At 49.1% G+C, this 25,915-nt stretch carries 27 protein-coding genes and 1 tRNA gene; 13 read left to right on the forward strand and 15 right to left on the reverse strand.

Going from position 1 to position 25,915, the window contains the following annotated elements; genetic code table 11:
- Positions 1–7: 7 nt before the first annotated feature.
- From murA to C4B57_06665, 3 genes are all read right to left on the reverse strand, one after another.
- Positions 8–1,279: a UDP-N-acetylglucosamine 1-carboxyvinyltransferase gene (gene murA, locus C4B57_06655; GenBank protein ID PXF54546.1), complete on the reverse strand. Its 1,272-nt coding sequence runs from the start codon at positions 1,277–1,279 to the stop codon at positions 8–10.
- A 14-nt stretch (positions 1,280–1,293) separates the two neighbouring features.
- Positions 1,294–3,867: a protein translocase subunit SecDF gene (locus C4B57_06660; GenBank protein PXF54547.1), complete on the reverse strand. Its 2,574-nt coding sequence runs from the start codon at positions 3,865–3,867 to the stop codon at positions 1,294–1,296.
- Positions 3,868–4,151: 284 nt separating this feature from the next.
- Complete coding sequence (locus tag C4B57_06665) at positions 4,152–4,520, reverse strand: hypothetical protein (GenBank protein ID PXF54548.1); 369 nt, start codon at positions 4,518–4,520, stop codon at positions 4,152–4,154.
- A gap of 117 nt (positions 4,521–4,637) precedes the next feature.
- Here C4B57_06665 and C4B57_06670 point away from each other — a divergent pair.
- The 5 genes from C4B57_06670 to C4B57_06690 all read left to right on the forward strand — a co-directional run bounded on the left by C4B57_06670 (position 4,638) and on the right by C4B57_06690 (position 6,907).
- Positions 4,638–4,714, forward strand: a tRNA-Pro gene (locus C4B57_06670).
- A gap of 61 nt (positions 4,715–4,775) precedes the next feature.
- Positions 4,776–5,393, forward strand: a complete 618-nt coding sequence (locus tag C4B57_06675) for an IMP cyclohydrolase (protein ID PXF54549.1) — start codon at positions 4,776–4,778, stop codon at positions 5,391–5,393.
- Between the two features lie 21 nt (positions 5,394–5,414).
- The gene (gene aroD, locus C4B57_06680; GenBank protein ID PXF54550.1) at positions 5,415–6,125 is read left to right on the forward strand and encodes a type I 3-dehydroquinate dehydratase; all 711 of its coding nucleotides are present in this window, start codon (positions 5,415–5,417) and stop codon (positions 6,123–6,125) included.
- A 52-nt stretch (positions 6,126–6,177) separates the two neighbouring features.
- Entirely contained in the window at positions 6,178–6,366 is a 189-nt protein-coding gene (locus tag C4B57_06685) for a hypothetical protein (GenBank protein PXF54551.1), read from the forward strand.
- Positions 6,367–6,712: 346 nt separating this feature from the next.
- Positions 6,713–6,907, forward strand: coding sequence for a hypothetical protein (locus C4B57_06690; protein ID PXF54552.1), 195 nt, complete (start codon positions 6,713–6,715; stop codon positions 6,905–6,907).
- A gap of 118 nt (positions 6,908–7,025) precedes the next feature.
- Here the strand turns inward: C4B57_06690 and C4B57_06695 are convergent, their stop codons facing one another.
- Positions 7,026–7,844, reverse strand: a complete 819-nt coding sequence (locus C4B57_06695) for a hypothetical protein (GenBank protein PXF54553.1) — start codon at positions 7,842–7,844, stop codon at positions 7,026–7,028.
- 97 nt (positions 7,845–7,941) lie between these two features.
- On the opposite strand from C4B57_06695, the gene C4B57_06700 reads away from it, so the two are divergent.
- The gene (locus C4B57_06700) at positions 7,942–8,817 is read left to right on the forward strand and encodes a 3-oxoacyl-ACP reductase (protein PXF54554.1); all 876 of its coding nucleotides are present in this window, start codon (positions 7,942–7,944) and stop codon (positions 8,815–8,817) included.
- On the opposite strand, the gene C4B57_06705 is transcribed toward C4B57_06700, so the two are convergent.
- The 4 genes from C4B57_06705 to C4B57_06720 are packed head-to-tail and all read right to left on the reverse strand — an operon-like array spanning position 8,814 to position 12,881.
- On the reverse strand, positions 8,814–9,920 hold the full coding sequence (locus C4B57_06705; protein ID PXF54597.1) for a deoxyguanosinetriphosphate triphosphohydrolase: 1,107 nt from the start codon (positions 9,918–9,920) through the stop codon (positions 8,814–8,816). The two genes, C4B57_06700 and C4B57_06705, sit on opposite strands and share 4 nt — an antisense overlap.
- Before the next feature lie 50 nt (positions 9,921–9,970).
- On the reverse strand, positions 9,971–11,035 hold the full coding sequence (locus tag C4B57_06710) for a hypothetical protein (protein ID PXF54555.1): 1,065 nt from the start codon (positions 11,033–11,035) through the stop codon (positions 9,971–9,973).
- On the reverse strand, positions 11,035–12,123 hold the full coding sequence (locus tag C4B57_06715) for a hypothetical protein (protein PXF54556.1): 1,089 nt from the start codon (positions 12,121–12,123) through the stop codon (positions 11,035–11,037). The genes C4B57_06710 and C4B57_06715 overlap by 1 nt, the downstream gene beginning before the upstream one ends.
- A complete protein-coding gene (locus tag C4B57_06720; protein PXF54557.1) occupies positions 12,120–12,881 on the reverse strand; it encodes a hypothetical protein in 762 nt (253 codons plus the stop codon). Before C4B57_06720 ends, C4B57_06715 begins: the two co-directional genes overlap by 4 nt.
- A gap of 102 nt (positions 12,882–12,983) precedes the next feature.
- Here C4B57_06720 and C4B57_06725 point away from each other — a divergent pair, with 102 nt between their 5' ends.
- From C4B57_06725 to C4B57_06755, 7 genes are all read left to right on the forward strand, one after another.
- On the forward strand, positions 12,984–14,204 hold the full coding sequence (locus tag C4B57_06725; GenBank protein PXF54558.1) for a hypothetical protein: 1,221 nt from the start codon (positions 12,984–12,986) through the stop codon (positions 14,202–14,204).
- Positions 14,201–14,719, forward strand: coding sequence for a hypothetical protein (locus C4B57_06730; GenBank protein PXF54559.1), 519 nt, complete (start codon positions 14,201–14,203; stop codon positions 14,717–14,719). Before C4B57_06725 ends, C4B57_06730 begins: the two co-directional genes overlap by 4 nt.
- A gap of 174 nt (positions 14,720–14,893) precedes the next feature.
- Complete coding sequence (locus C4B57_06735; protein ID PXF54560.1) at positions 14,894–16,087, forward strand: TraB family protein; 1,194 nt, start codon at positions 14,894–14,896, stop codon at positions 16,085–16,087.
- 73 nt (positions 16,088–16,160) lie between these two features.
- Complete coding sequence (locus tag C4B57_06740; protein ID PXF54561.1) at positions 16,161–17,153, forward strand: hypothetical protein; 993 nt, start codon at positions 16,161–16,163, stop codon at positions 17,151–17,153.
- A 248-nt stretch (positions 17,154–17,401) separates the two neighbouring features.
- Entirely contained in the window at positions 17,402–17,689 is a 288-nt protein-coding gene (locus tag C4B57_06745; protein PXF54562.1) for a DUF2442 domain-containing protein, read from the forward strand.
- A 42-nt stretch (positions 17,690–17,731) separates the two neighbouring features.
- Complete coding sequence (locus C4B57_06750; protein PXF54563.1) at positions 17,732–17,950, forward strand: type II toxin-antitoxin system HicB family antitoxin; 219 nt, start codon at positions 17,732–17,734, stop codon at positions 17,948–17,950.
- Positions 17,943–18,155: a hypothetical protein gene (locus C4B57_06755; GenBank protein PXF54564.1), complete on the forward strand. Its 213-nt coding sequence runs from the start codon at positions 17,943–17,945 to the stop codon at positions 18,153–18,155. Before C4B57_06750 ends, C4B57_06755 begins: the two co-directional genes overlap by 8 nt.
- Before the next feature lie 51 nt (positions 18,156–18,206).
- Here the strand turns inward: C4B57_06755 and C4B57_06760 are convergent, their stop codons facing one another.
- The 7 genes from C4B57_06760 to C4B57_06790 form a co-directional block, all read right to left on the reverse strand.
- Positions 18,207–19,223, reverse strand: a complete 1,017-nt coding sequence (locus C4B57_06760; protein ID PXF54598.1) for a two-component system response regulator — start codon at positions 19,221–19,223, stop codon at positions 18,207–18,209.
- A gap of 328 nt (positions 19,224–19,551) precedes the next feature.
- Positions 19,552–20,802 carry a glucose-1-phosphate adenylyltransferase gene (locus C4B57_06765; GenBank protein PXF54565.1) on the reverse strand — a complete coding sequence of 417 codons (1,251 nt, stop codon included), beginning with the start codon at positions 20,800–20,802 and terminating at the stop codon, positions 19,552–19,554.
- A gap of 20 nt (positions 20,803–20,822) precedes the next feature.
- Entirely contained in the window at positions 20,823–21,242 is a 420-nt protein-coding gene (locus C4B57_06770) for an FmdB family transcriptional regulator (protein ID PXF54566.1), read from the reverse strand.
- A gap of 48 nt (positions 21,243–21,290) precedes the next feature.
- The gene (locus C4B57_06775; protein PXF54599.1) at positions 21,291–22,346 is read right to left on the reverse strand and encodes a phosphoethanolamine methyltransferase; all 1,056 of its coding nucleotides are present in this window, start codon (positions 22,344–22,346) and stop codon (positions 21,291–21,293) included.
- A 279-nt stretch (positions 22,347–22,625) separates the two neighbouring features.
- Positions 22,626–23,402, reverse strand: coding sequence for a precorrin-3B C(17)-methyltransferase (cobJ, locus tag C4B57_06780; protein PXF54567.1), 777 nt, complete (start codon positions 23,400–23,402; stop codon positions 22,626–22,628).
- A gap of 436 nt (positions 23,403–23,838) precedes the next feature.
- A complete protein-coding gene (locus C4B57_06785) occupies positions 23,839–24,606 on the reverse strand; it encodes a hypothetical protein (GenBank protein ID PXF54568.1) in 768 nt (255 codons plus the stop codon).
- Positions 24,607–24,970: 364 nt separating this feature from the next.
- On the reverse strand, positions 24,971–25,765 hold the full coding sequence (locus C4B57_06790) for a FliA/WhiG family RNA polymerase sigma factor (protein PXF54569.1): 795 nt from the start codon (positions 25,763–25,765) through the stop codon (positions 24,971–24,973).
- Positions 25,766–25,915 lie beyond the last annotated feature (150 nt).

The following is a 25,915-nucleotide window of genomic DNA, read 5'->3' on the forward strand; positions in this document are numbered from 1 at the left end:
CACCGGATCAGTTAGGCCTTTTCTCTCTCTTGATTTTGGCCCCTACTGCTGCAAGCTTCTGTTCCAGATGTTCATACCCGCGATCGAGGTGGTAAACCCTGGATATCGTTGTAGTCCCTTTGGCTGCGAGTCCGGCCAGCACCAGGGAGGCGCTGGCCCTGAGATCAGTGGCCATTACAGGCGCACCGTTTAATTCTTTTACACCCTTGATGATGGCGCTCCTGCCTTCAACCTTTATGTCGGCTCCAAGCCGCCTCAACTCGGCAACATGCATGAAACGGTTTTCAAATATGGTCTCGGTAATTACGCTGAGGCCACCGGCCAGGGCCATCAGCACCAGGATCTGGGCCTGAAGATCGGTCGGGAAACCGGGATATGGCAGGGTCTTGACATCCACGCTGTGCAGGACGCCTTTTTTTCTGACAGAAATACGGGCATTATCTACTTCAATCTGAAGCCCGGTACTCCTGAGCTTGGATATGACCGCCTCCAGGTGATCTGCCATAACGTTCTCAATTATCAGCTCTCCGCCTGCTGCCCCCGCGGCCATCATGTATGTGCCTGCCTCTATGCGATCAGGGACTATTTCCCAATCAACAGACCTCAGCTCCTTTACTCCTTCTATCTTGACGGTATTTGAACCAAGGCCCCTGATTTTTGCCCCCATCTGGTTAAGCATCTGCCCCAGGGCAACCACCTCCGGTTCCCTTGCGGCATTCCCCAGTACAGTTGTCCCGTTGGCAAGAACTGCTGCCATCATCAGGTTTTCAGTGCCTGTCACAGATGGCGTGTCGAAATAGATATGAGCTCCATTCAGCCGCCCGGCCCTTGCTTCTATATAGCCCTCTTTGAGCCTGAGCTTAACCCCCATGAGCTCAAGACCCTTTAAGTGAAGATTTATGGGGCGGGCACCGATGGCACAGCCCCCGGGAAGGGAGACACGGGCCTTTCCAAAACGGGATATAAGAGGCCCCAGCACCAGGATCGAGGCCCGCATCCTGCGCACGAGGTCATAGGGAGCCTCGTGGTCAGAGAGTCCTGAAGAGTCTATGTCCAAGAAATCAGAGTCATTATCTGCGCCGTATTTTACCGCAACGCCCAGATCGGTCAGAAGATCAGTGAAGGTCTTTATGTCAACCAGCCTGGGGATATTCTGCAGCCTGAAGGTGCCGCCCGTGAGGAGCGTTGCCGCAAGAATGGGGAGCGCCGCGTTTTTGGCCCCGCTAATCCTGATGGTTCCCCTGAGCGGGTGCCTGCCTTGAATGACCAGTTGATCCATAGGGAAAGAAGTTATTATCTGGGCGCTTTGCCCTTGTGCCACAGGTACACTACAGGACTGGCTACGAATACCGAGGAATAGGTCCCAATCAGCACTCCCGATAGCAGGGTAAAGGCAAAGTCATGAATTACGACACCGCCAAGGAAGAAGATACACAAGATCACCATCATCGTGGTCAGAGACGTGATAATTGTCCTGCCAAGCATCTCGTTGATGCTTCGATTTATGATCTCGGCAAAAGGCAATTTTTTGTAATGTTTAATATTTTCTCTGATTCTGTCAAAGACTACCACGGTATCAGTAAGGGAATAGCCACCAAGAGTCAGGAGGGCGGTTATTGTCAGGAGCGTTATCTCCTTGTTCAGGATAAACAAGATGCCAAGTACCGCCAGCACGTCATGAAAGGTGGCGGCAGTAGCTGCCACTCCAAAGCTCAAATTAAACCTGAAGGCCAGGTAGCAGATTATACCCGCAAATGATATGCTTATTGCTATCAGTGCCTTGCGTCTCAGTTCCCGGCTCACGGTGGAACCGATCTCCGCCTTGCTTTCCATTACAAAACGGGTCCCGGGAAGGCCTTCTTTCAAACTGTTTGTTATACCGGTTTCTATGTCTCCTACAGTAGCCACTGACTTCTTGACGCGTACGATCAAGACGTGTTCTTCCGGCACTTCTTGAAGAGAATAGCCCTCGATACCCGTGTTTGCCAGGGCGGCCCTGACCTTGTCCAGGGTGAAGGGCCTGTCTGCGCGGTACTGGACCATGGTTCCGCCGGAGAAATCCACGCCGAGGTTGGCCGCCCCCCTTACGATCTGCACGAAGCCCGCAAGACCTAAAATTACCAGGATACCTGACAGTATGAAGGCGAAATTCCTGTATCCTATGAAGTCCAGACTGGTTTTCCTGATTAGCTGGAAGAACCTCAGGTTACTCAGGGCATGCTTGGCCAGCAGTCCGTCATATACCATCCTGGTTCCAAAGATGGCAGTAAAGAGGTTAATGACAATGCCGGCGGAAAGGGTGACGGCAAAGCCTTTGATCGGGCCGGTCCCGAAGAGAAACAGGGCTATGGCGGTTATTAGGGTTGTGACATGGGCGTCTACGATGGTCCAAAAGGCCTTGTCATATCCCCCGTCGATAAATGCCTTAAGAGGTTTTCCAAGGGCCCTTTCCTCACGCATGCGTTCAAAGATCAGGACATTTGAGTCAACCCCCATGCCGATGATGAGTATGATGCCGGCTATGCCGGGAAGGGTCAGCGTGGCCTGAAAGAGCGACAGAACAGCCATGAGGAAGAGCAGGTTCAGGACCATGGCTATATCCGCTATGAAACCTGAAAGCGTGTAATATACGACCATAAAGACAACCACAAAGGCCGCTCCGATCAGGCCTGAATACAGGCCGTGCCTTATGGAATCACGCCCAAGGGACGGACCCACCGTGACGTTTTGAATAATGCTGATCGGCGCGGGCAGGGCACCGGCCCTTAACACAATGGCAAGGTCTGAGGCCTCGTCAGGAGTGAATGAGCCGGATATCTGGGCATGCCCTCCTCCTATACGTTCCCTTATTACCGGTGCAGAGCGGACCACTCCGTCCAGGATGATGGCAAGGCGCTTGCCTACATTGTCACTGGTGATTTTCTCAAAGAGTCTTGCACCCCGGTCTGTAAATTCAAGGGCAACATACGGCTCGTTATAGGTCCCGCCGATCCGGACATGGGCGGTCTTTACGGTGTCCCCGGTCATCAGCGTTTTGTCCTTGAGAAGAATGGGCGTCTTCCGGATTCTGCCGGTGCGATAATCTACCTCCTTAAGGAAGTAGATGGCATCATCTCTGGGTATCTGTCCCTTCAGTACCGTGTTAAGGGCCTTGGCATCATATCCTGCAGAAAGGCGGCCGCTATCTATTGCCTGGCGGATAAGCCTTCCGAGGTCTATCCCGGCCTCGTCATCCACCAGCTTGAACTCCAGTTGCGCAGTCTGCCCTATGAGCTTGAGGGCCCGTTCAGGGTCCTGGATCCCCGGAAGCTGGACTACTATTTCCTCTTCGCCCTGACGGACGATTACAGGTTCTGTGACACCGAACTGGTCTATCCGGTTACGAATGATCTCCAGTGACTGGTCAACTGCATTTTCTCTTATGAATTTTTCCTCTTCCGGAGAGAGTCTTAGCACCAGGCTGGGGAATTTCCCCTCTTCTTTTATCTCTACGAGTTCGAGGCTTGGGAATTCATCTTCCAGAACGGCTTTCACCCTTTCCACAGCGTCCTTGTTAGGGAGAAAGAACAGTATTTTGTCAGGGTCCGGACTCCGGCGACGCACCAAGGTTATCTGCCTGCGGCCAAGAGACTCCTTAAGGTCCCTTGCTGCAAGATCTGCAGAATTTTTGACTGCCTGGTCCACGTCTACCTTGAGGATGAGATGCATTCCTCCCTGGAGATCCAGGCCGAGCTTCAGACCCTCACTGTAGATATATTTTTTGAACCAGTCGGGCGTATCTTTATAGAAAGAAGGCAGGACAAAGACCACAGACACGGCAATAAGTACTGCCATTAAGGAATATTTCCAGCGCAGACCCGTGGGCATAATAAGAAATCTCCTATTCTAATTTATTTGTTGAGGATGTAACTCTCGCAATGTAAATATCCAGTAAACCCGTCCATAGTCCATTGGCAACCGGTCACAGGGTGCTTCTTCTTCCAACATGCTCTCGCCCCTTGTTTTCTGAGGCCTTTGCAGCCCCGGCAAAACGCAGTCTGCTATCGAAATTAAGGTAGCCATTGATCAGTGCAGCCGCGCTTCTTGCCATGCCAAGGACATCCGCTATCAAAAGAAATCGCTGTGCAAAGGCATCCAAAGCCAAGGTCCATTTAGCATGTAAGGTGAACTGCAAGGGCAACGGCCTCGTGTCCATTCCGCGATGACAGTTCATTGAATTTCTTTATGGCCGGTTCGGTGGGAAGGGCCTCTATACGGATGCCCCTGGACTCGAGTTCCTCGGACAGTCCGGGGCTTAGGACCATTCTGCCGTAGGCACCTGTTCCGACTATCAGGGTACTGGGTTTTGCGGCTACAACATCCATGATATCAGAGAGTTGGAGGGTATGTCCCTGAGACCTACACCAGTTCCCGAAGATCTTTCCCTTAATAATTTTCAGGTCCTTTGTATAGCGTATTCCATCAATTACGATTTCACCAAACCGATACGACTCAATCTTCACAGGCCTTGTCTCCTTCATGAAAAAGCATGGATTGCACCTGGTATACGCATAATCTGGAATTATAGTCAACCTTTATCACCGGATGCCCCGGTTGACAAGGTCCGGCTTGGCGAATATATGGAATAGATCCCCGGTCGGGACGTGGCTCAGTCTGGTAGAGCACAGCGTTCGGGACGCTGGGGTCGGAGGTTCAAATCCTCTCGTCCCGACCAGCTTGTTTCCGTTTTGTTAATATTCTATTTTGAACTAAACAAAAAAAGGCGGCCAATGCATATGACAAAGATAAAAAGGGCACTCATCAGCGTAACTGACAAGACAGGTGTAGCAGAACTGGCCAAAGAGCTTGAGGATATGAGTGTAGAAGTCATATCCACCGGCGGTACGGCACGAGTAATAAGAGAGGCAGACGTTTCCGTAAAAGACGTTTCAGAACTCACTGGTTTCCCGGAGATGATGGATGGCCGTGTAAAGACTTTACACCCCATGGTCCATGGCGGCATCCTGGCCCTTCGTGACAACGCCGCCCACAGGCAACAGATGGAAGACCACGGTATTTCACCTATTGATATGGTAGTGGTAAATCTTTATGCCTTTGAAAAAACAGTAGCCAAAAAAGGGGTGAGTTTGGCTGATGCCATAGAGAATATTGACATAGGGGGGCCGACTCTGCTTCGCTCCTCGGCAAAAAACTTCCGGTATGTGACTGTGGTTGTAGATCCGTCTGATTATCCTAAAGTGATCGGAGAGATGAAGGCCAATGACGGAGCCACTTCCCTGACTACACGTTTTGAGCTGGCCAAAAAGGTCTTTATTACAACAAATAAGTATGATAAGGCCATTGCCGGCTATTTGGAGGGAATCGACCCGCGGAAGGACCCATATTTTATTTAATGATTTGGTAGATTGTCTCGCATGATCTGTGTCTCCCTGGCTGAACCTACCTGTGATGCCCTGCTGAGGCGTCTGCAACAGGTGGCGGCAAAAGCCGACCTGGCAGAGATTCGTCTGGATGCTCTTGCTGATGCGGAATCCCTGGATTTTGCAAGCTTATTAAAAAATCGGCCCTGTCCTCTTATTTTCACTAATAGGTCTTCGAAAGAGGGAGGTCTTTTTTCAGGTTCAGAAGAAGAACGAATCAGCCTTTTGGGAAAGGCCGTATCCGAAGGGGCGGATTATGTTGATATTGAGCTCAGAACAGATCCGGTCTTAAGAGACGCTGTAATAAAAGAGGTCCGTAGGACCGGGATAAAAGTCATTATTTCCTACCACGATTTTTCCTGCACTCCGGCAAAGGAGAAGCTGATCGAAGTATTTGATTCGGAAAGGCGGGCCGGCGCAGACATTGGGAAGATCGTCACCTTGGCTGAGGGTTTGCAGGATGTCTTGAAGGTATTATCTCTGCACTTCAGGGCAATGGATGACGGTCTTTCTTTAATAGCCTTCTGTATGGGGCCTTTGGGAAAGATGAGCAGGCTTGCCTGCCTGGCGCTGGGGGGTTATCTGACCTATGCGTCTCCGGCCAGGGGTCATGAGACCGCTCCGGGGCAAATACCACTGGACGACTTGAAGGCTATGGTTGATTACCTGAGCTGTAATGGAAAAAAATTAATATCTGAAACGTAAATATTCTTATGAAACAGTTATATCCAGCCTACAGAAGATCTGGATAAGACGTATGAAAAAGCCTGCATGTAAAGATATTGAATCCCTTGTGGTTCTTTTCCCCTCGGCTTACGGCGTTCCTTGCGGTTCAAGATACCCTGCGGCCTGCCGCGGGCAGTTAATTCAATCAACTCCTTTTGGCATATTCTTTGCTGCTATGAATAAAAGCTTTAAAGCCACACATGCATGCAGTTTAGAATAAATGAATTATGAAATGAAAGATTTCATTTTATAAAAGAGGAGGAACCATTAAAATAAAAAAATTTGTTGTGTCGTTATCTTTTGTAATGTTATTATGTTTGGGTATGCTGGATCTTCAGGAAGCGGAAAGTATTCCGCCGGACGAAACCGTAGTCGTAGCTCCTGCAGGAGAGGCAGCAAATGCGACCGCCCCGGCTGAGGCTGCCCCAGCAGCAAATGCGACCGCCCCGGCTGACTGATGAGCCCGGCCTTTATCTCACCCGGCAGTGGCAGAAGAGGCCGTCCCTGTCGGAGAAAGAAATGGAGAAGAATGGAAGAAGTCTGTCACGAAAAGGAGGAATAATTAAATGAAAAGATTAATTGTGTTGGTATCTCTTGCGGCGTTGATGTGTTTTGGCTTTGTGGGTTGCAAGGAAGAAGGTGGCACCCCGCCAGCTGAAACAACGGCCGTAACACCTGCAGGAGAGGCAGCAAATGCGACCGCCCCGGCAGTGGCAGAAGAGGCCGCCCCTGCCGGAGAAGAAGGTGCTCCTTCCCATTAGAGAAATAGCCGGATAATGTAAAAAAGGTTGAGGAAAACCAGGTATACTTTTTTATATTGATGTCCTGCGGACAGGTTTCATGGTTTTAATAAACCGGTAATTAAACATAATATCAATATCAATCGGCCTGGGCCTCAACCTCCACAGGATCCTTTTCAGCCACCTGTTCCCTGATTTCTAGCTTCTGCTCTCCCAATAGCGTAGTCTTCAGCCAATCAACAGCAAGCTCCAGCATTGCCATGTCGTCTTCTGAAATTTTTTTCTTCCTTTCTTCCGGAACGATGTATACGTTGAGGAATAGGCTGTCAAACACAAAACGACGAAATCGATCTATATTGTAACAACCCATAAAGAACATCTGCAGCGTTTTTTCAGGGATAGTAACAAATGGACCCAGAGACTTGCGCTTAAGTATCAATTCCGTCCAGCCGAAATTTGCCTCATCGTAGGGAATGATACCCTGGTCTTTGCGCCATTCATCTACCGTGAGTTCCCTGCCGAGATCGTGCCCAAGGCAATGGCCCTCTTTTATCAGGGCAAAAAAAGGTTCATCAGAAGACAGATCCCGGTCATGGAACATCCCGGCGCTTAAAGGATAGTACCTGCAGGTCAACGGACGATCTTCATATATGCCGCACCCCGGCTCTTCCAGAAACGGGCAGGATTTTTCGTCATCTTCCAGCATCTTTATGACAGGGATCGGCAGATCTGTCTTCTCGATATGTCCAAGGGTTGTATAAATATGAAGAAACTCATCCGAGGAGAGCCCTAATCTCTGCTTCATGCGGATTATGTCACATGGAGTCAGCATGATATAAGCATCCTTGCAACACCGGGTATAGCAGGCCATTTCTTTCTCGCAGGCAAAGGTAAAAGTGCTCTTAAGGTCCAGTCGGACAGGAACTATCAAATCTTTCTTTTCTCTCTGTACATGCATGGCTTGGCCTTCCTTGCAATTGGTATAATAAAGTTTTACCGTAAAATAGGTTTCGGTATTTTGCAAACGTCTGCGCAGATCAGTATAATCACATTACATGGATAAACAAGTAGAATGCGCGAAGTCTGAAAACAAGGTTGCTATTGTTACCGGTGCCATCAAAGGCATCGGCCTTGCCATAGCCCTTGAGCTGTTACGTTCAGGGATTAAATGTGTTTTGCCCTACTACGACTGGCTGGACAGCCTTGAGAGTATGCACGGGCATATGAAGGAAACAGGAGTTGACTATCACGCCATCCCGGCCGACCTTACTTGTCTTGGAGACGTAAAAGAGGTGATTCGTACTGTTCAAGACCGGTTCGGGCGACTGGATATATTGATTAACAACATAGAAAGGGGTGGATGGCCCGTAGTCCATGGCCCGTATTTACCGGAACAGTGGGATCTGGAGTTCGAAACCACTGTGACTGCTAAATGGTATCTCTTCAATGAGGCTTTACCGGTTTTGAGGGCCGGGGGCGGCGGAGTGGTGGTCAATATTTCGTCCATTGCCGGGGTGGTGGGAAGAAGCGGTCCGGCAGGCCTGGTGTTTAATGATTGCTACTCGCTGTCAAACAGGGCTATTCAATCACTTACTGAAACATGGGCAAGACAGGGCGCCCCTGAGGTGCGTGTCAATGAACTCATGCTGGGCTTTGTCGAGACGCGTCATGGACCGTCCACCAGGGGTTGGGATATAATCAGTGCCGAGGAGCAAAAGGCCATACTTGATCATACTCTCTTAAAACGCATCGGAAGGATTGAAGAGGTGGCAAAAATGGTGAGCTTCCTGGTCTTTGACGCAAGTTTCATGACCGGATCAACTATACGGATGGACGGAGGCTATGTCCTGGGAGGGGATAAAGCAGCCTCTATGCCAAGGGGAGTTGTCGAACCCGGTGAACAGACCTTTGGAGGTCCTGTCTCACCTTAAACAACTGAAGACGGCATAAAAACCCGCGAGTACAGGTTCTGCACGTAACGGTCGGTCATCCCGGCAATGAAATCACAGACCCTGCGCTCATAAGAAGTCCTATCATCTATATCTACCGCCTTTTCTTCGAACATCCGAATGTTTTCCCGGACAAAGGCGTCTTTGTTTTTTAAGAAATATTCATACAAATCAAAGAGGATCTTCCTTGCCTTTTCGAACTCGCCATGCACCTGAGGTGCCCTGTACACATTGTCATAGAGAAAGGCCCTGAGGTGAACCATCGTTTCATAAAGACGGGGACTTATTGAAAGCTCCATCTTCCCGTCCACTATCTTGGTGTTCGCTATAACGTCTTTGATCATTGTCGAGATGCGGGCAGCGTGATTTTCTCCCAAGACATTTTTACACCTTGACGGCACATCCTCCTCACAGATCACTTTGCTTCTGATTGCGTCGTCCAGATCGTGGCTCAGATAGCCGATGACATCTGCTATACGCACGACCCGTCCTTCAACAGTCATGGCCCATTCATCTGATTTTTTGGGGATGATTTCCCCAAAACCCTTTGAGTGCTTAAGTATCCCATCCCGGACTTCATAGGTGAGGTTGAGACCCCGGCCGCCGTTTTCCAGCACATCCACTACCCTCAAACTCTGACGGCAGTGAGAAAATCCCCCGGGCACAATCTCATTTAAGATGGTTTCACCGGCATGTCCAAAGGGAGTATGTCCAAGGTCATGACCCAGGGCCACAGCCTCTGCCAGATCCTCGTTAAGGCGAAGTGCCCTGGCAATTGTCCTGGCGATCTCTGATACTTCAAGTGTGTGAGTAAGACGGGTACGATAGTGGTCACCCATGGGAGACAAAAAGACTTGTGTCTTGTGCTTGAGACGGCGAAAGGACTTGGAATAGACAATACGATCACGGTCCCTCTGAAAGGGGGTTCGGATGTTACAGGGCTCCACGGGATAGAGCCTTCCCCTGGTCTCACTGCTGAGACAGGCCTGGGGACACAGGATCAGGCGTTCGCGTTCCTGGATCTCTTCCCTGATAGTTAAGGGCTTATTCAGCTCCCCGTGCCTTGGACAGGACCTTGAATACATATACTTTTTATAACCGTGGCATTCCAGAAAATCAACCGCGCAGCAATTTTTCACCTCCTTGCGCCTTGTCCTCGAACAAAACCCTGGGTCCTGCAAACGGCTCTGCAATATATCCCCACATTGACTACTGTGTAGCAAATACAAAGACCGGTTGTAACCCAGAGGAAGGCCGGAACCGCTCTTTCAAACCCATACAACACATAGCCCGACACCAGCGACAGCAAGGCACCAGGCACCAATATACGTATTTTTATCCAGGAGATATCAATCTTTCTTTCCTGCACTGTCCACATCTCAAGACCCTGGCCTCCGAACTCCAGTGCCAGGATTAAGACCACCAGGCTGGTCATTCCCTTCGGAGCCAGGGGCATCAGGGCTATTGATAAGAGCGGCAGTATTAGCGAGGCAGTGAGTCTTCCCGCGGCAGGCAGCCCTCTTCTCAGGCATTCAGGAAGGCCCACAACAAGATACCGGCTGCCGGACACCAGGGTTATGCCGAGCATAATGAGGGCATAGGTGATGATGATCTGAGAAGGCCTGAGTACCAGTCCTACTGCAAGCCCCAGGATAAGAAGGCTCAATGCGGTTTGCATGCGGGTTGACAGATGGCCATCCCTCCAATAAAGGCCCACAGCCAGAAAGAGAGTGGCCAGCAAGGCGCCGGACAGAAATGCTATAAGAACTGATTTGTCAGGAAACATATCGGTAATGAGAACCAGGCCCGCACCTACCATTTGAAGAGCGGTCTTGATTTTTGCAAGCTCGGTGACACGGAGTTGCCTTTTTGATGCCATGCAAAACCTGCGGAGTTCTGTCACCAGGAATTCCCTGAAAAAAATCGGCCATACGATCCAAAGGGGGAGGATGCCAAGGTCTGCCAGGGGGATAAGGGTAACAGCAATAAATATCTTGTCGGCAATAGGGTCAAGGAGTCTGCCCAGCGGTGTGCTGCCGTCACGTCGGGCCAGCAGGCCATCAAGATAGTCGGTAAGACCCAAGATGGTAAAGGCCAGCAGGGCCACAATCTTTGCCCTGTTACCTCCATAGAGTAAAAAATACGGCAGGGGTAACAGAATGATCCTGAGGGCCGTAAGGTGATTAGCGCGGATCTTCATCAGAGATATTCCGCAAGTCCTTCTTTCCTGATCTTCTCTACCACCTGCTTAATCTCACCAAGCCTGTTCCTGGGGCAGACGAGCACTGCATCACCTTCAGCCACGATTACCATATCCTCTGCCCCCACAGCAGCCACCAGGATACCACCTTCCGACATGAGCAGACAATTCCTGCATTCAACAGGAATGACCGGTCCGTCAACGGCATTGCCGTCCTTATCCCTGGCCGATAGATCATAATAGGTCTCCCAGACCCCCATATCATGCCAGCCGAAATCACATGGAAAGACCACGACATTGGAGGCCTTTTCAATAAGACCTTTATCCAGGGAATCATCCGGTATCAGGTTATAGTACCGGCTGGCCACGGATGCTTCTTCCATTGAGCCGGAGAATGACCTCGTACGTTCAAGGGCCTCCCATGCCGCGGGTATCCATTTTTTAAGGCTCTCAAACAGCACCGTGGATGAAAAGGCAAATATCCCGCTATTCCAAAAAAAAGCCCTTGATGAAATATATCTGAATGCGGTTTCCCTGTCCGGCTTTTCGTGAAATGCCGTAACCTCATAGCAATCTTTATCTCCCACCTTATTCTGTAACCTGCCGATCTCTATATAGCCATAAGCAGGCTCCGCCCTTGAAGGCCTTATCCCAAAGGTAACAAGGCAGGGATTGGATCCGGCAAAGGAGAGCCCGGCATCCAGGACACGCCTGAATTCTTCCTCATCCTCGATAAGGTGGTCAGAGGGCAGGACTGCTATCACATTATTGGGATGAAGGGACTCGATCCTGGCCGTGGCCCAGGCGATTGCTGCCGCAGTTCCCTTGGGGCACGGCTCAATGAGTATATTAGAGCTGATAAGGCCCGGAACATGAGCCAATACATCTTCCTTTTGGGCCGGTTTTGTAAATACCCAGATCCTATCCCAGGGAAACATGGGCCGGATCCTGGAGATGGTCTGCTCAAGAAGGGTCTCCTGGCTGTGGATACAAAGAAACTGCTTGGCCCTGTGCCGTCGGCTCCTTGGCCAAAGCCTGATCCCGAATCCTCCTGCCAACACCAGGGCATGGCGGCATTCCTTACTCAATGCCTTTCCTCCAGACCCGAGGTTATCACCGCTGCCAGTGCGGCCGCTGCTCCAATGGCTGCGGTCTCCGAGCGAAGTATCCTTTTACCCATAGTGGCAGCGGAAAAGCCTGCGCCCTCACATGCCAGGACTTCTTCCCTGGAAAGGCCTCCTTCCGGCCCGGCAATAACAATTACAGGAGTGGCGTTTCCCTGGTCCCTCCAGGCGGATAGCAAAGAGCGCTTCTTTTCCGACTCCCAGAGAAGGATCCTTGCCTTGGCGTAAGAGATCTTTTCCAGGGCCTCTTCCAGTGAAACCGCCGGGTGAATGGTTGGAGCAAGACTTCCCCTGCATTGTTTCAGGGACTGCATGGCTATCTCCTTCCAGCGGGCAAGATGACCGCCGGTCTTTTCAGCATCTATTTTTATCACAGTATGCCGGGTAATTACAGGACAGATGGTCTGCACTCCCAGCTCGGTCGCCTTCTGTATCATCCAGGCCATGCGGTCCCCCTTGAGCAGGGCCACGATCAGCGTAATCGGCAGGCGATCATCTTGCTGTTCCAGGACCTCCACAATATGCAGACCTACTTCCGGTCCGTTTACACGAATGACTTTCGCCCTGGCTGTCACTCCGGAGCCGTCTATGAGTTCGACAAAGCTGCCTGGCCCCAAACGTCTCACGCGCGACATGTGATGCGCCTCCCCGCCCGTGAGGGTAAACGTGCCTTGGGACCCTGAGAGGGCATCAGACGATATCAGAAAGCGGGGAAGGGACATTAATCTGCAAACTGAATATTATTTCATCTCACTTCAGGCCTGAGAGATTTAAGCCGATATAAGTAATGCAATCAAGCTAAGGACCACAAGAACGCACAGGCCATGTCTCATCCATATCACGACCCTGACTATATCTTCCCAATCCTTGAAAGGGAAGGGCTTTTATCAAAAGAGCAGGTAGCTGAATTGACACACAAGCTCTCCATACGCAAACGAAAAGGCCGGGATCTTGTGCAATGGCTGGATTCACTGAAACTCCCCCGGGCGGATTCCCCTGATGTTAATCTCATGGAAGCGGATATTATTTCTCTCATAGCAAGAGATCATAAGTGGACGTTCAGGCGATTGGACCCCTTGCGCCTTGATATGGAGATCGTGACAAAGACGCTTCCGGCCTCTTTTGCTAGAAAGCGCCTGGTCCTGCCTGTTTCCTGGGAGGATGGAGAGTTGGAAATAGTCTGCTACGATCCCGAAGATCAGGAGCTCCAGCAGGATCTGGAGAGGGCATGCCAGGCCCGGACCCGTATCTCAGTGGCTCCCCGGAGAGATATCGAACGTATTATCAGTGAATTTTTTGACTTCAAACAATCCATCGCTGCTGCTGAAAATGTACTCAAACTTCCGGCAGTGGATATATCCAACCTGGAACAGTTTGTGCGGCTGGCAGCTCCAAATATCGCGGCCTCGGATAAATACATACAAAAGGCAGTGGATCACCTTTTTCAGTATGCCCTGGATCAGCGTGCCAGCGATATCCACATAGAGCCAAAGCGAGCGCTGTCCTGGATACGCATTCGCATAGATGGAATCCTGCATACTATCTATCGTCTTCCAAGGGTAGTACACGAACCTATATGCACCAAGATAAAAACCATGTCCAGGCTGGACATAGCAGAAAAACGCCGGCCTCAGGATGGCCGCCTGAAAGTTGCATGGAAGAATAAGGAGGCAGAGGTCAGGGTCTCGACCATACCGGTTGCCTTTGGTGAAAAGGTCGTACTGAGGCTGCAAAGTGAAGACATACTCTTCAGCGACTTAAACAAGCTCGGATTTTCAGAGAGGGACCTGCGGGCCTATGAGCGTTTTATTCAGAACAGCCACGGCATAATACTTATTACAGGACCAACAGGAAGCGGAAAGTCCACAACGCTTTATTCTACACTTCGGCACCTCAGCTCACCTGATATCAATATCATTACCGTGGAAGACCCTATCGAGATGGTTTACGAAGAGTTTAATCAAATAGCAGTGCAGCCGCAAATTGATGTGACATTTGCCTCAATACTCAGGAATATACTGAGCAGGACCCTGACATCGTCATGATCGGGGAGATACGGGACGGTGAAACCGCCCGGTATGCCATACAGGCAGCCCTGACCGGCCACCTGGTCTTTTCCACCCTGCACACCAATGATGCCGTCAGCGCGATTACGAGGTTGAAGGATCTGGGCCTTGATTCTTACCTTATTGCATCTACCCTGATCGGAATCGTGGCGCAACGGCTCGTGCGCATGGTCTGCAGATCGTGCGGCAAACCTGTGATTATACCTGCGGATCGGCTAAGGGCCTTTGGTTGCAGGGTATCCGGGCATACTGCGGTAAATAAGGGCACGGGTTGCAACCGCTGTCGCAATACGGGTTATTGGGGAAGGATCGGAATCTACGAGGTCTTCTCTGTCTCTGATACGATCAGAGAAATGATACACTCGGAAGAAAATGAAGAAACCATCAAGAAGCAGGCCTTCAAGGAGGGAATGAGAACACTGAAGCATGATGCCTGCAGAAAACTTCTCTCCGGGATCACCAGCATGGAAGAGGTGATCGGGGTTACCTCATAATAAGGAAATTGGTTAAAACCTTCCTCTGTAAAATTTTTTGCAAAGCTCTTAAGGCCCCTTTATAGTATAATACCTTAGTAATTATTTTTGCGTTTTTTCTGGCAGAAAATTCTGAAACACAATCACGAAAACACGAAAGATTGAAGGCACGAAATAAAACAACATTCAGGCCTGATGATTGATCAAGAGCAGCTAAGCAGGGACTATCCCGCGGACGTGCAGGTCGTCCATCTGGGAACCAGGGAGATTATCCTTATCGGTACAGCCCATATCTCCAGGGATTCGGTTGATTTGGTCCGCCGCGTGATTGAAAACGAAATGCCGGACTGCGTGTGCGTGGAACTTGATGCGAGGCGGTACGAGACCCTGTCCAGAAAGAAACGCTGGGAATCCCTGGATCTTAAGGAAATCATACGGAAAAAGCAGCTAAGCACATTGTTGTTCAACCTGATACTGGCGTCTTACCAGAAAAAGTTAGGGGACCAGTTGGGGGTACTGCCGGGTATGGAACTTCTGGCGGCCGTGAAGACTGCGGAGGAAAACCTGATTCCCATAGCCCTGTGCGACCGCGATGTCAGGATCACACTGCGCAGGGCCTGGCATGCCCAGTCCTTTTTTAAGAAAAGCTATTTGCTGGCCAGCCTATCTGCCGGATTGTTTGATCGGACTGAAATCACGGAAGAAAAGCTGAACGAATTAAAAAAGACGGATCTCATCTCGGAGCTTATGCTGGAACTGGGGAAGGCACTGCCTGAACTAAAGCAGGTCCTTATCGATGAACGAGATACGTTTCTATCCGAAAGAATCAAGGACGCAGAGGGCAAGCGAATCGTTGCGGTGGTGGGGGCCGGCCATGTCCAGGGAATAAAAATGGCGCTGCTGGAAGACAGGCATGCCCAGATGGAGGAAATCAATACCATTCCGCCTGTTTCCCAGATATGGAAGGTCCTGGGATGGTCCATTCCTGTGGTAATTGTTGCCTCTCTTGGGGTAATTGCATGGGGAAAAGGGTGTGATGTGGCCGGTGAAAATATTCTGTACTGGATCCTGGCTAACGCGATCCCCTCTTCCATAGGTGCCATGCTGGCCCTTGCCCACCCGCTTACCATTGTCTCTGCATTTGCCGCAGCGCCCGTAACCAGCCTGACGCCGGTAATCGGTGCCGGCTATGTCACCGCGTTTGTCCAGGTCTTGCTCCGGCCACCGGTAGTCAGGGAATTTGAAACCGTACTGGAAGATATGTCCACACTGACCGGCTGGTGGAAAAACAAACTGCTCAGGGTCTTTCTGGCCTTTCTGCTTCCGGGCCTTGGCAGCATGATCGGCTCGTGGATTGGTGGGTATGAGATTATTACCAATCTGTTTTGACATTAATCAGGACTCCTTCAAGACGGAGTGAATCCGGCGCGGAAACGATCGGAATGCAGTCTAAGGCAGCGTTATGTATCTAGCAAGGCATCATCAGAAGGACGGCAGCATAAAATATTTCATCAGGCATTCCTACCAGGACAAGTCAGATGCGTGGCTCAGCAAGAGCCTGTTCAGCCTGGGTCACGATCCTGAAGAATTCATAGTCTATGTGGGGGACAGGTCTTTCTATATTGATCCTGCTGTGGAGGAAGCCATCTCATCCCAGGGAGTTGTCTTTAATTACGATGAGTTGGAGAAGATATTTATGCCTTTTCTGGATCCTGAAATTCGCAGGGTTGTGGAACAATTTGATAGACATTGGGGTAAAAGGCGCAGATACAGCAGAGTAGAGCTTGCGGCCATGCAGAAGGACATCCATCCATTTGACCGGCGCAGGCTATGCTTTCTAAAATTCTGTCACACAAAGATAGAAAATTTGTCAAATCAGCCCTTCCCTTTTTTCAATATCTTGCTCAACAAATCCAGGGATGAAATTGAACAGGTCCTTGAAGGCATGGAATACATGCTAAATCCACGTGAGAAAAGAGAATACCTCTATGCCATATTTGATATTCCCAGGCGGTTTGCCCCTAGACTTACGCGTTTTATTCCAGATGCCCAGGATCAGGACCTCATTGACAAATATTTGCTGGAGGAGATCTGCAGGCTTGACCAGGATTCCATTTTTTTAGACCAGGGTGCAGTCCCCTCGAAGGCAAAGGGCCTTCATCCTTATCTGCGCAAGTATCTGATCCAGTACTTTGATGTTTTATACAAATGGCCAACTACTGGCGGCAGTGCCCGGCATAATACTATGTGGCAGCCCCCCGCAAGATCCTCAGACGAAAAGCATTTCAGGGCGATGGGTATAAGCGCCGGTGAGTTTTCGCACATGAAAAAGAAGGAATTTACTCTTCTGTTCAGACGTAAGGCCCTTGAACTGCATCCTGACAAGGGAGGAAGCCATGAGGCATTTATAGCACTCCAACAAGCATATCAGGTCCTTATACGCAGGAAGACATAGCGGGACTGCAAGCGACACATTAATCCCATGACTTCATGAAAAATTTATCGTTTTCTGAGCATGATTACACAGGAATTACACAGAAAATTGCACCGTGTAAAAATCATGTAACGCTTTGTTTATACGTTAAATGGGGTTAGCGTCCTAATTTGAATCGGCTAGTTCCGATAGAGATGAACTCATGGCGAGATGGGAGAAAGCCCAAAGGAAGGAGCCCTTAGAAGATATTGAACCCCTTGATTAGGAGGATGATCATGCGTTGGATAACTGAAGCAATATATCTTGATGGATACAAGCTCAAGATACGTTTTGACAACGGAGAGACCAAGGTTGTCGATTTACATCCGCATATTGATGGTCCCATTTTTGAGCCCTTAAAGGACCTTGATTTCTTCAGGTCCTTTCGTGTTAACCACGATATAGATACAATCGTGTGGCCAAACAACGCCGACTTTTCGCCCGACTTCCTCTATGAAATCGGCCAGAAAGTCAGCGAACAAGACGCTTCAACCGACGCTCGAAACTCGCGCGGCTGATTAGCTGTTTGTTAACCGAAAAAGTATATCGGAGAAAGAAAGATGAAAGTAAATATTATAATCGAGAAAGATCAATATGGGTATTATGCTTTTTGTCCTGAATTGAAAGGTTGCCATACCCAGGGGGATTCTCTTGAAGAAGTGCTTGAGAATATAAAAGAGGCTATAGAACTTTATTTAGAAACTTTATCGCCACATGAAAGGGAATATTGCCTAAACAAGGAAATATTAACGACCTCTATGGAGGTTAAAGTTGCCTAAGTTGCCAAAATTGATAGCTGAAGAAGCTGAGAGAATGCTCCTCAAAGCAGGGTTTGAGCACGTGAGGACTAAGGGGAGCCATAAGATTTATAGAAGAGATAAAGAAAGATTTGTTTTGCCCTTTCACAAGGGTAAAACATTACATCCCAAGATAATAAAAGCACTTATTGAGGTGGACCCCATTGTCAAGACAGAAAATCGGTGATAATGATAACAGGAATATCGAACCTGAGCGGCACGGGAAAATTTCCACTTTTCAGGCATCCCGGAATTCAAACCCCTTCTCTTTGAAAAGCCTCAAGCAGGCATCAACTACATCCGGGTCATAGAGTATACCTTTGTTTTGCGAGATTTCCTCCAATGCCTTTTCTATTCCAAGAGCGGGTCTGTAAGGTCTGTGCGAGGCCATGGACTCAACTACATCAGCTACACCTAATATTTTCGCTTGCAGGAGAATTGCTTCACCGGATAGACCTTGAGGATATCCGGATCCATCCAGCCTTTCATGGTGTTGATAAACCATCTGAGCTACCGGCCAAGGAAACTCTATCTGTTTCAATATTTCAAAACCAATCTTGGGGTGTAATTTGATTATGCCGAATTCGTATTCAGTTATTCGCCCCGGCTTGGTGAGAATCTCAGCAGGTATAGAAATCTTGCCGATGTCATGAATCATCCCTGCCATATGGATTCCCTCAATCCGGTCTTTTGAGAGATTCATCTCCTTTGCCACTGCAGCGGCAAGCTTGGCTACCCGGCGCTGGTGTCCGGCTGTGTAAGGGTCCCTGGATTCAACGGTCAAAGACATTGCATGGATGATCCCTTCCAAGACTTTTCGTAACTTGTTGGTGCGCTGAGCTACCATTTGCTCCAGATTTTTCCGGTAACTCCGGCCGTTGATTTCAAGTTCCCGACGGCGTAACGAATTTTGAATATTAATTATCAGCTCGTTGTTCCTGAAGGGTTTAATGATGTAGCCATAAGCTCCTATTTCCAGCGCAGTCTCGGCGATCTTCGGGTCATCCACTCCAGTAACCATCATTACTGCCGTATCCGGATGTTCTGCCGTAACATACCGGATAAAGTCTATGCCTGATTCACCAGGCATATTTATATCGCAAAGGATCACCTCGAAATTGTTGTTTTTCAGACACTTACGGGCCTCTGCTACACTGTTGGCCGAGGTGCAGTTGTAATTATTCATCTCCAGCAATTGTCTCAGCATCCGCCGGACGGGTTCTTCATCGTCCAAAATCAAGATATTGGGCATCATATTGCTATTTTTTTTAAGCATTTAGCACTCACCGTTTTACCGGCCAAAGCCTCACCGGTATCCCGCAGGGACCTGTATAAATGTATCTCTATATATAATTTATCGGAACAGCAGAGATGGTAGTTTAAACCGGGTAAATATCCGGTGACCCCGTGGTCCACTGTGGAAGTTGCCATCCGTGCCCTGCCGCAGGAGCGGTTTGCCTTTTGCAGGGTTTCGATCGCGGGCCGGATTGCACTGCCTCTCCGGTCCGCGATGAGTGAGCTTTGAAACCCGGAAAAAAGGTAACCGCTTCAAGGCAGGATATAACGGGTTCACCGAATATTTACTAAACTGGATGATTAACCGCGGTTATGAAGTCCCTTTGCTCATAAAGCTTCCGGGTGAAGTCCTGGGCCTTGAGTTCGGGATGAACGCTGCATCCCGGCCCTATTGTTATACCTTGTGGAATTTGGGTGCGGATGCCGATTACGGTGAGCGCCCCGTCCTGCTTGCCAATCACGGAATCCCTTCCGATGCTGGCACCAATGTCGGTTATAGCGCGCTCAACCCTGGCCCCTGGTCCTATTTGAGTGTCAAAAAACAGTATCGAATCTTTTACCTCTGCCCCTACTCCTACGTAAGCTCCTGGAAAAAGAATCGATCGAGAGACTCGCCCTTCGATCCTGACCCCGTTATAAAGCCTTGAGTTTTCTATGGAGCCTTGAGGGCCGATAAGTGCGGGGCCTCGATCTCTTATTGCCTCATGGTCCAGGTTGGTGCATATCTGCCATTCGGACAGTTTTATTTCAGGGTGTTCTCCCAGGAGATCCATATTGGCGGCCCAATACTCCTCAAAGGTGCGGCAGTATCCCCAATAACCGTGAAATTTGTAACCATATACCTTATGCCTGCTCAATATGGCAGGGAATATATCCCGGCCGAACTCATGGGAGTCAATTCCGGCATTTTCCTCCAGGGCCTGGTACAAGATCCCGGCCTTGAACAGGTATATAGTCATGGAAGCCCAGTTCGATGCAGGATGGGCCGGTTTCTCTGAATATCCCAGGAGACGGCCTCCCCTTGTGTCGTCTTCAGAAATCAGGGCCAGGCCGAATCTGGACGAACCTGCCTGAGAGACCTGAACAAAGGAGGCAGTGACATCGGCCCCGGTATCCAGATGAAATTGAATGATTTCCTGATAATCCATGTGATAGATATGGTCGCCTGATAAGATCAATACAAGATCTGGCTTGTGGGCATGGATAAAATCAAGGTTTTGATATACCGCATCAGCCGTGCCCTTGTACCAGTCTGAGGCGTGCAAGCCTTGAAAGGGAGGCAGGAGAGTGATGCCGCGGTGTCTGCCTATCATGTCCCAGGAGGCGCCTGTCCCGATGTGCTCTATTAGAGATGAGGACCTGTACTGGCCGAGAATTCCGACCCTCTCGATGCCCGATTGCATGAGGTTGCTGAGAGGGAAGTCTATGAATCTGTACAGGCCTCCGAAAGGTACTGTGGACTTGGGCCTGAGGAAGGTAAGGACCCCGAGTTCATCAACCCTGCCGCCGGCAAGGAGCATGGCTAAGGTTTTCGGCATTTGCTAACCCGATAGTTGACTTACATGGAATTATTTAATGAATCGGCAGACATCGAGTCCGTTACAGGCGAAGAGGATTCATCCGGCCTGCTGCCTGGTTCAAGATCGCCTGCCGCTTCTTCCGCAGCCGCCTCTTCCATGGCTTCATCAACCATCTGGTCAAAGTCTTCGCCAAGCTCATCTCCTATCAGACCTCCCATCTTCTTCATCCACCTGGCCATACTCTTGGGATCATTTTCGTCGAGGCCCGTCATCATTGCAGGATCTTCTAATTTTTCCAGTCTTGTCTCTTCGGAGAGACGTACATTAACTCTGGAGATCAATTTGGTGACCGAGTCACTTCCGCAATATTTGCAATGGAATTCAAAATCGTCCTTGTTAAGAACCAGGTAAGAAGAAATCTTTCCACATTTTTCACAGCGGTATTCATAGATAGGCATGATTGATTTACCTCCTACATGTGACGGATTTATACAAGGATTTGTTGTTTACACCAGATGTTTAACCATCAGGCGAAGGAGCACATTTGTCGTAAAATTTTTTGCTGCGCCCTCGGGAAGATTCCTAAAAGGGACCTCTGCCCTGGCACTTTGCCTGTGTCCGCCGGCTGAACCTATTTTCCCAAAGACCCGGGTCGCCAGCTTGCCTGCATTTTTCTTGTAGCCATCACAGCGAAAGATAACTATCAGCTTTTCTCCGTACTGACCAGAGATTATGACCCAGCCTATTTCATGAACATGTGCAAGGAAATCGGCTACCACGACCAGGATATCCGGATTCCCGACACGGCCCAGGTGGACATAAATACGTTTTTTGCTGGTCCTCATGTTTTCCAGGGCGATCTTGAAATACTTCAGTTCTGATTGCCTTATAACAGCAGTCTCTATCTTATTCAGCAGTTGCTGGTTGATCCGCTTAAAGAGGTATTGGAAACAGAGCACATCAGATTGAGAGGTCTTCTTGCTAAAATTCAAGGTATCGGCTTTGATGCCGTAAAAGAGTGCTGTTGCAAGGGCTACCGTAGGTTTTATATTGGCGGCCTTCAGGTATTCCGTGAGCATGGAGGCAACCGCTCCATATTCCGGCCGTATGTCTACAAAAGGGGCATTCCATCCATCAGTGACAGGGTGATGGTCTATTACTGCATTATAGGAAATTGAGGCCAGGTCCGGATGGTGCGGAGGTTGGGAATCTACCAGCACGAATTTGCTGTATTGATCCTGTCTTATTCCCTTCAGGCGATGCAGTGGGATTTTGAGCAGGTCTCTCATTGCAAGGTTGTTCACACGCTTTATGTCATTATTATGAGCGATTGTCACCTCTTCCACTCTCCGGCTGAGCAGTCTTTTTACTGCAAAGGCACTGGCCATGGCATCCGGATCAGCTACTATTACGACCAGTACGCGATCGTGTCGCCTGAAGATCTGCAAGAAAGAGCGGAGACGTTCTTTGTTGGAAAGCCTTCTTGTAACACGTGCGCTATGATCGGGAGATTGCAATGGACCAGTCTTGCGTTTACTGGTATTACTATCTGAATTTCTCATATTATTATAACTTACAATGTAAATATCCGGTGAACCCGTGGTCCGCTGCGGGAGTTGCCATCCGTGCCCTGCCGCAGGAGCGGTTTGCCTTTTGCGGGGTTTCAACCGCGGGCCGGATTGCACTGCCTCTCCGGTCTGCGATGAGTGAGCTTTGAAACCCGGAAAAAGGTAACCGCTCCAAGGCAGAATATAACGGGTTCACCGAATATTTACCTTACAATGTGTATAATTTCCTGTAACAATTGTGCCAGGCGGTCCCATGACGTTTCCAGGATCGCTTCACGGTATTATATAACCCCTTGGGGTTATCATCCTGTCCTGCCAGACAAAGGTCTGACTGTTCCCAACTATTATTGTAGTCTGCATATCAATATCCTGGCTTGCAAGGTCAGAAAGTGTAGTAATTTTAACAGACTCTCCCTGTCTCATGGCCCTTTGGACTATGCCGACAGGGGTGAAAATTTCTCTGTACTCCTTGAGAATTTTCACCGCCTCTTCAAGCTGTGTGACCCTGCGGCGACTTCTGGGATTATAAATGACGACAACAAAGTCCGCCTGACCCGCAGCATGTAGACGTTTAACAATAATATCCCATGGAGTTAGGATGTCGCTGAGGCTGATAACTGAAAAATCGTGGGCAAGAGGGGCGCCGAGCCTTGAAGAGCAAGCGTTTAGAGCTGAAATACCGGGAATGATATCAACTTCAACCTGCGTACCTGCTGGATGACCTTTCAGTATTTGCAGTACCAATCCAGCCAGTCCATATATCCCCGGATCACCACTACAGACCATGGCTACCCGTTTACCGGAAATGGCAAGATCCGCTGCGGCCCTGCATCGCTCAACCTCCTGTCTCATGCCGCTGGCAAGGACCTCTTTTGCAGGATCTAAAATCGGGCTTATCAGGTCTATGTAGGTCTTATAACCCACTATTACGTCTGAAGAGGCTATGCTATCACGGGCAACAGGAGCCATCCACATGGGATCTCCGGGTCCAAGGCCGATAATGTCCAGTTTGCCGCTTTCATGATCATGTAAGTCTGATGTCACAATCATCTTGATATTTTAATGACTTTTCTATTATATATAGCCAAATGGGCTTTGGATATCCAGGGCCGTATCGTAAATATTCTGAGGCAGTGCAATCCGGCCCGCGACCCAAAACCCTGCAGAAGACAAACCGCTTCTGCGGCAGGGCATGGATGGCAACTTCCGCAGCGGACCACTGGTTTACTGAATATTTACACCGGATTTTACACTTAAGTTAAAAAATCAGCAAATTAGACCGAGCAGGCTTAAGGAGGATATCTTGCAAAATCGCCTGAGGTGTTACCATTGGGTCTGGTTGGCGTTCCTGGCCAAGCTTGGATGGGATATATTGGGAACCCGGATCAAGAAAAAGAGGACGAAATCAATAAAAAAAGCCCGCAAGTAGAGTTGGTTACAAAACTCAAGATCTTTTTCGGGGCAAGGTGCTGTGGACTGAAACGCATCATTGTTTCATCAAATAACCCTTGAGCCGGATATCCTCCACTCTGAGGGGTGCAAGCTCACGATTCAGACAACTGACTATCGGCCGCCTGTATTTTATCAGGAGATTTTCTTGGATACCTGAGCCTACGTCAATACCCTTAAGTTCCCTGTAAATTATATCTCTGACCCAGGCCTCTTTTTTACGGATTGCGTGTTTTGTCTCGGCATCAGAGACAACAAGTTCTACCTGTAATTTAAAAAAGATCGTTTCTTTATTCCGCTGAGCCGGGATAAGAAACGGGGCAAGATTCATTGTTTCAAGGTCGCGATGACCGGCCAGGGAATCAGGTATATTCTCTGTAATTGCACTACGTGGCCCAAAAAATGAGGCCGAAAGATTCCACAGGACCAGGAGCCCCGCTGCAAGAAAAATTCCAGATACACCGATTATGGCCCAGGTGATCCACGATGCCTCGGCCGGCACACCGGCCTCCTCAGTGGATGATATCAGTGTCTTTTCGTACGACTCATCTTGACCATTATCCTCAAAAAGTCTGATTCCGGTCCGGGAATCTCCTTCATCCCATACGTCGGAAAGTGTAACCTTCAGGTCATTTTCCAGTGACCATCTTGAGTTTGTATCGGTTTGCTGGCTATTTTCGCAGGTATCCTCCATCGGTCCGGCGATTTCTATCTCCGGTCCTTCTCTTGAACAATTTTTGTCTTTGGGAATAGGAGTATCTTGAGACACGGCAATGGTTATAAGTACCCGGGTTTCAAAGCTCACTCATCGCGGACCGGAGAGGCAGTGCAATCCGGCCCGCTATCCAAAACCCCGCAAAAGGCAAACCGCTCCTGCGGCAGGGCACGGATGGCAACTTCCGTAGCGGACCACGGGTTCATAAGAATATTTACCTTAAAGCATAGCGGAATCATAACTCAATTGACAGGACTTTGTAATCCCTTTTGATCCCAAACGGAGATGATAGATGGTGAGCAGTTGAAATGACTTGTATAAGGAGTAGATCTTACGGAACTTCTGGCCGGATACGGGTAAATATTCTTATGAACCCTTTATATCCTGTCTTGGAAGCGCAGCGGACCACGGGTTCACCGAATATTTTACGATATGGGCTACTTTCTGTAAGTACTTATTCATCGATTTCCTCTGCTACAGAGGCTAAATGTGCCCTCAGTCTTAACATAGCCTTGGTGTGCATCTGGGAAATCCGTGATTCCGTGTATCCCATTATTTCTCCTATTTCCCGCATTGTGAGATCCTCATAATAATAGAGAGAGACTACGATTTTTTCTTTTTCAGGAAGTGCGTTAATGGCTTTTATCAAAATCTCTTTGATCTCGGTCTTGTTCAATAGGGCAAAAGGGTCTATCTTGCCGTCGTCTGCTATTAAATCAAAGAGATCATTTTCATTATCGTCCGGCATTCTTCTGCGGATATTCTCTATGTCAAGGAAGGTTATACTCTTTGTTTTGTCCAGCAACTTGTGAAATTTTTCTATGCTGACCCCTAATGCCTCGGCAACTTCTTTGTCTTCTGCAGGTCGATTGAGCTCTTTTTCCAGATATCCGTAGGTCTTTTCCAGTTCTGTGGCCAATTTCCGTATGGATCTCGGGATCCAGTCAAGAGATCTGAGTTCATCCAACATGGCCCCGCGGATACGGAATTCCGCATAAGTCTTGAATCGGATATTTTTTGATGAATCAAATTTTTCAATAGCATCCATCAATCCGATGACTCCTGAGCTTATGAGATCGTCCGGGGATATGTTTGGGGGCAGACGCATGGCAAGTCTTCCGGCAACGTACTTGATCAGAGGAGAATACTTCAGTATCAGTTCCTCGCGTTTCTCCCGCGTGAGTGGTTTGCCGTTGCCGAAAAATGCGTCGGTATAATCTTTGAGTACCCCCCTCCTGGTCTTTGCCATCCATCTCTTCCATACTAATAAGGAGGTGTCCTCGGAGGCGTTTGATGTTACCAGCAACATGATTATCGCTCCAATCGTCTGGCGGACTCTATTGTTAAGACAAAAAAAATCATGAACAGTGGGGCTGCCTGCAAAATTCGATATCTTGTT

It is taken from the genome of Deltaproteobacteria bacterium (assembly GCA_003194485.1).
Classification (GTDB): Bacteria; Desulfobacterota; Dissulfuribacteria; order Dissulfuribacterales; family UBA3076; genus UBA3076.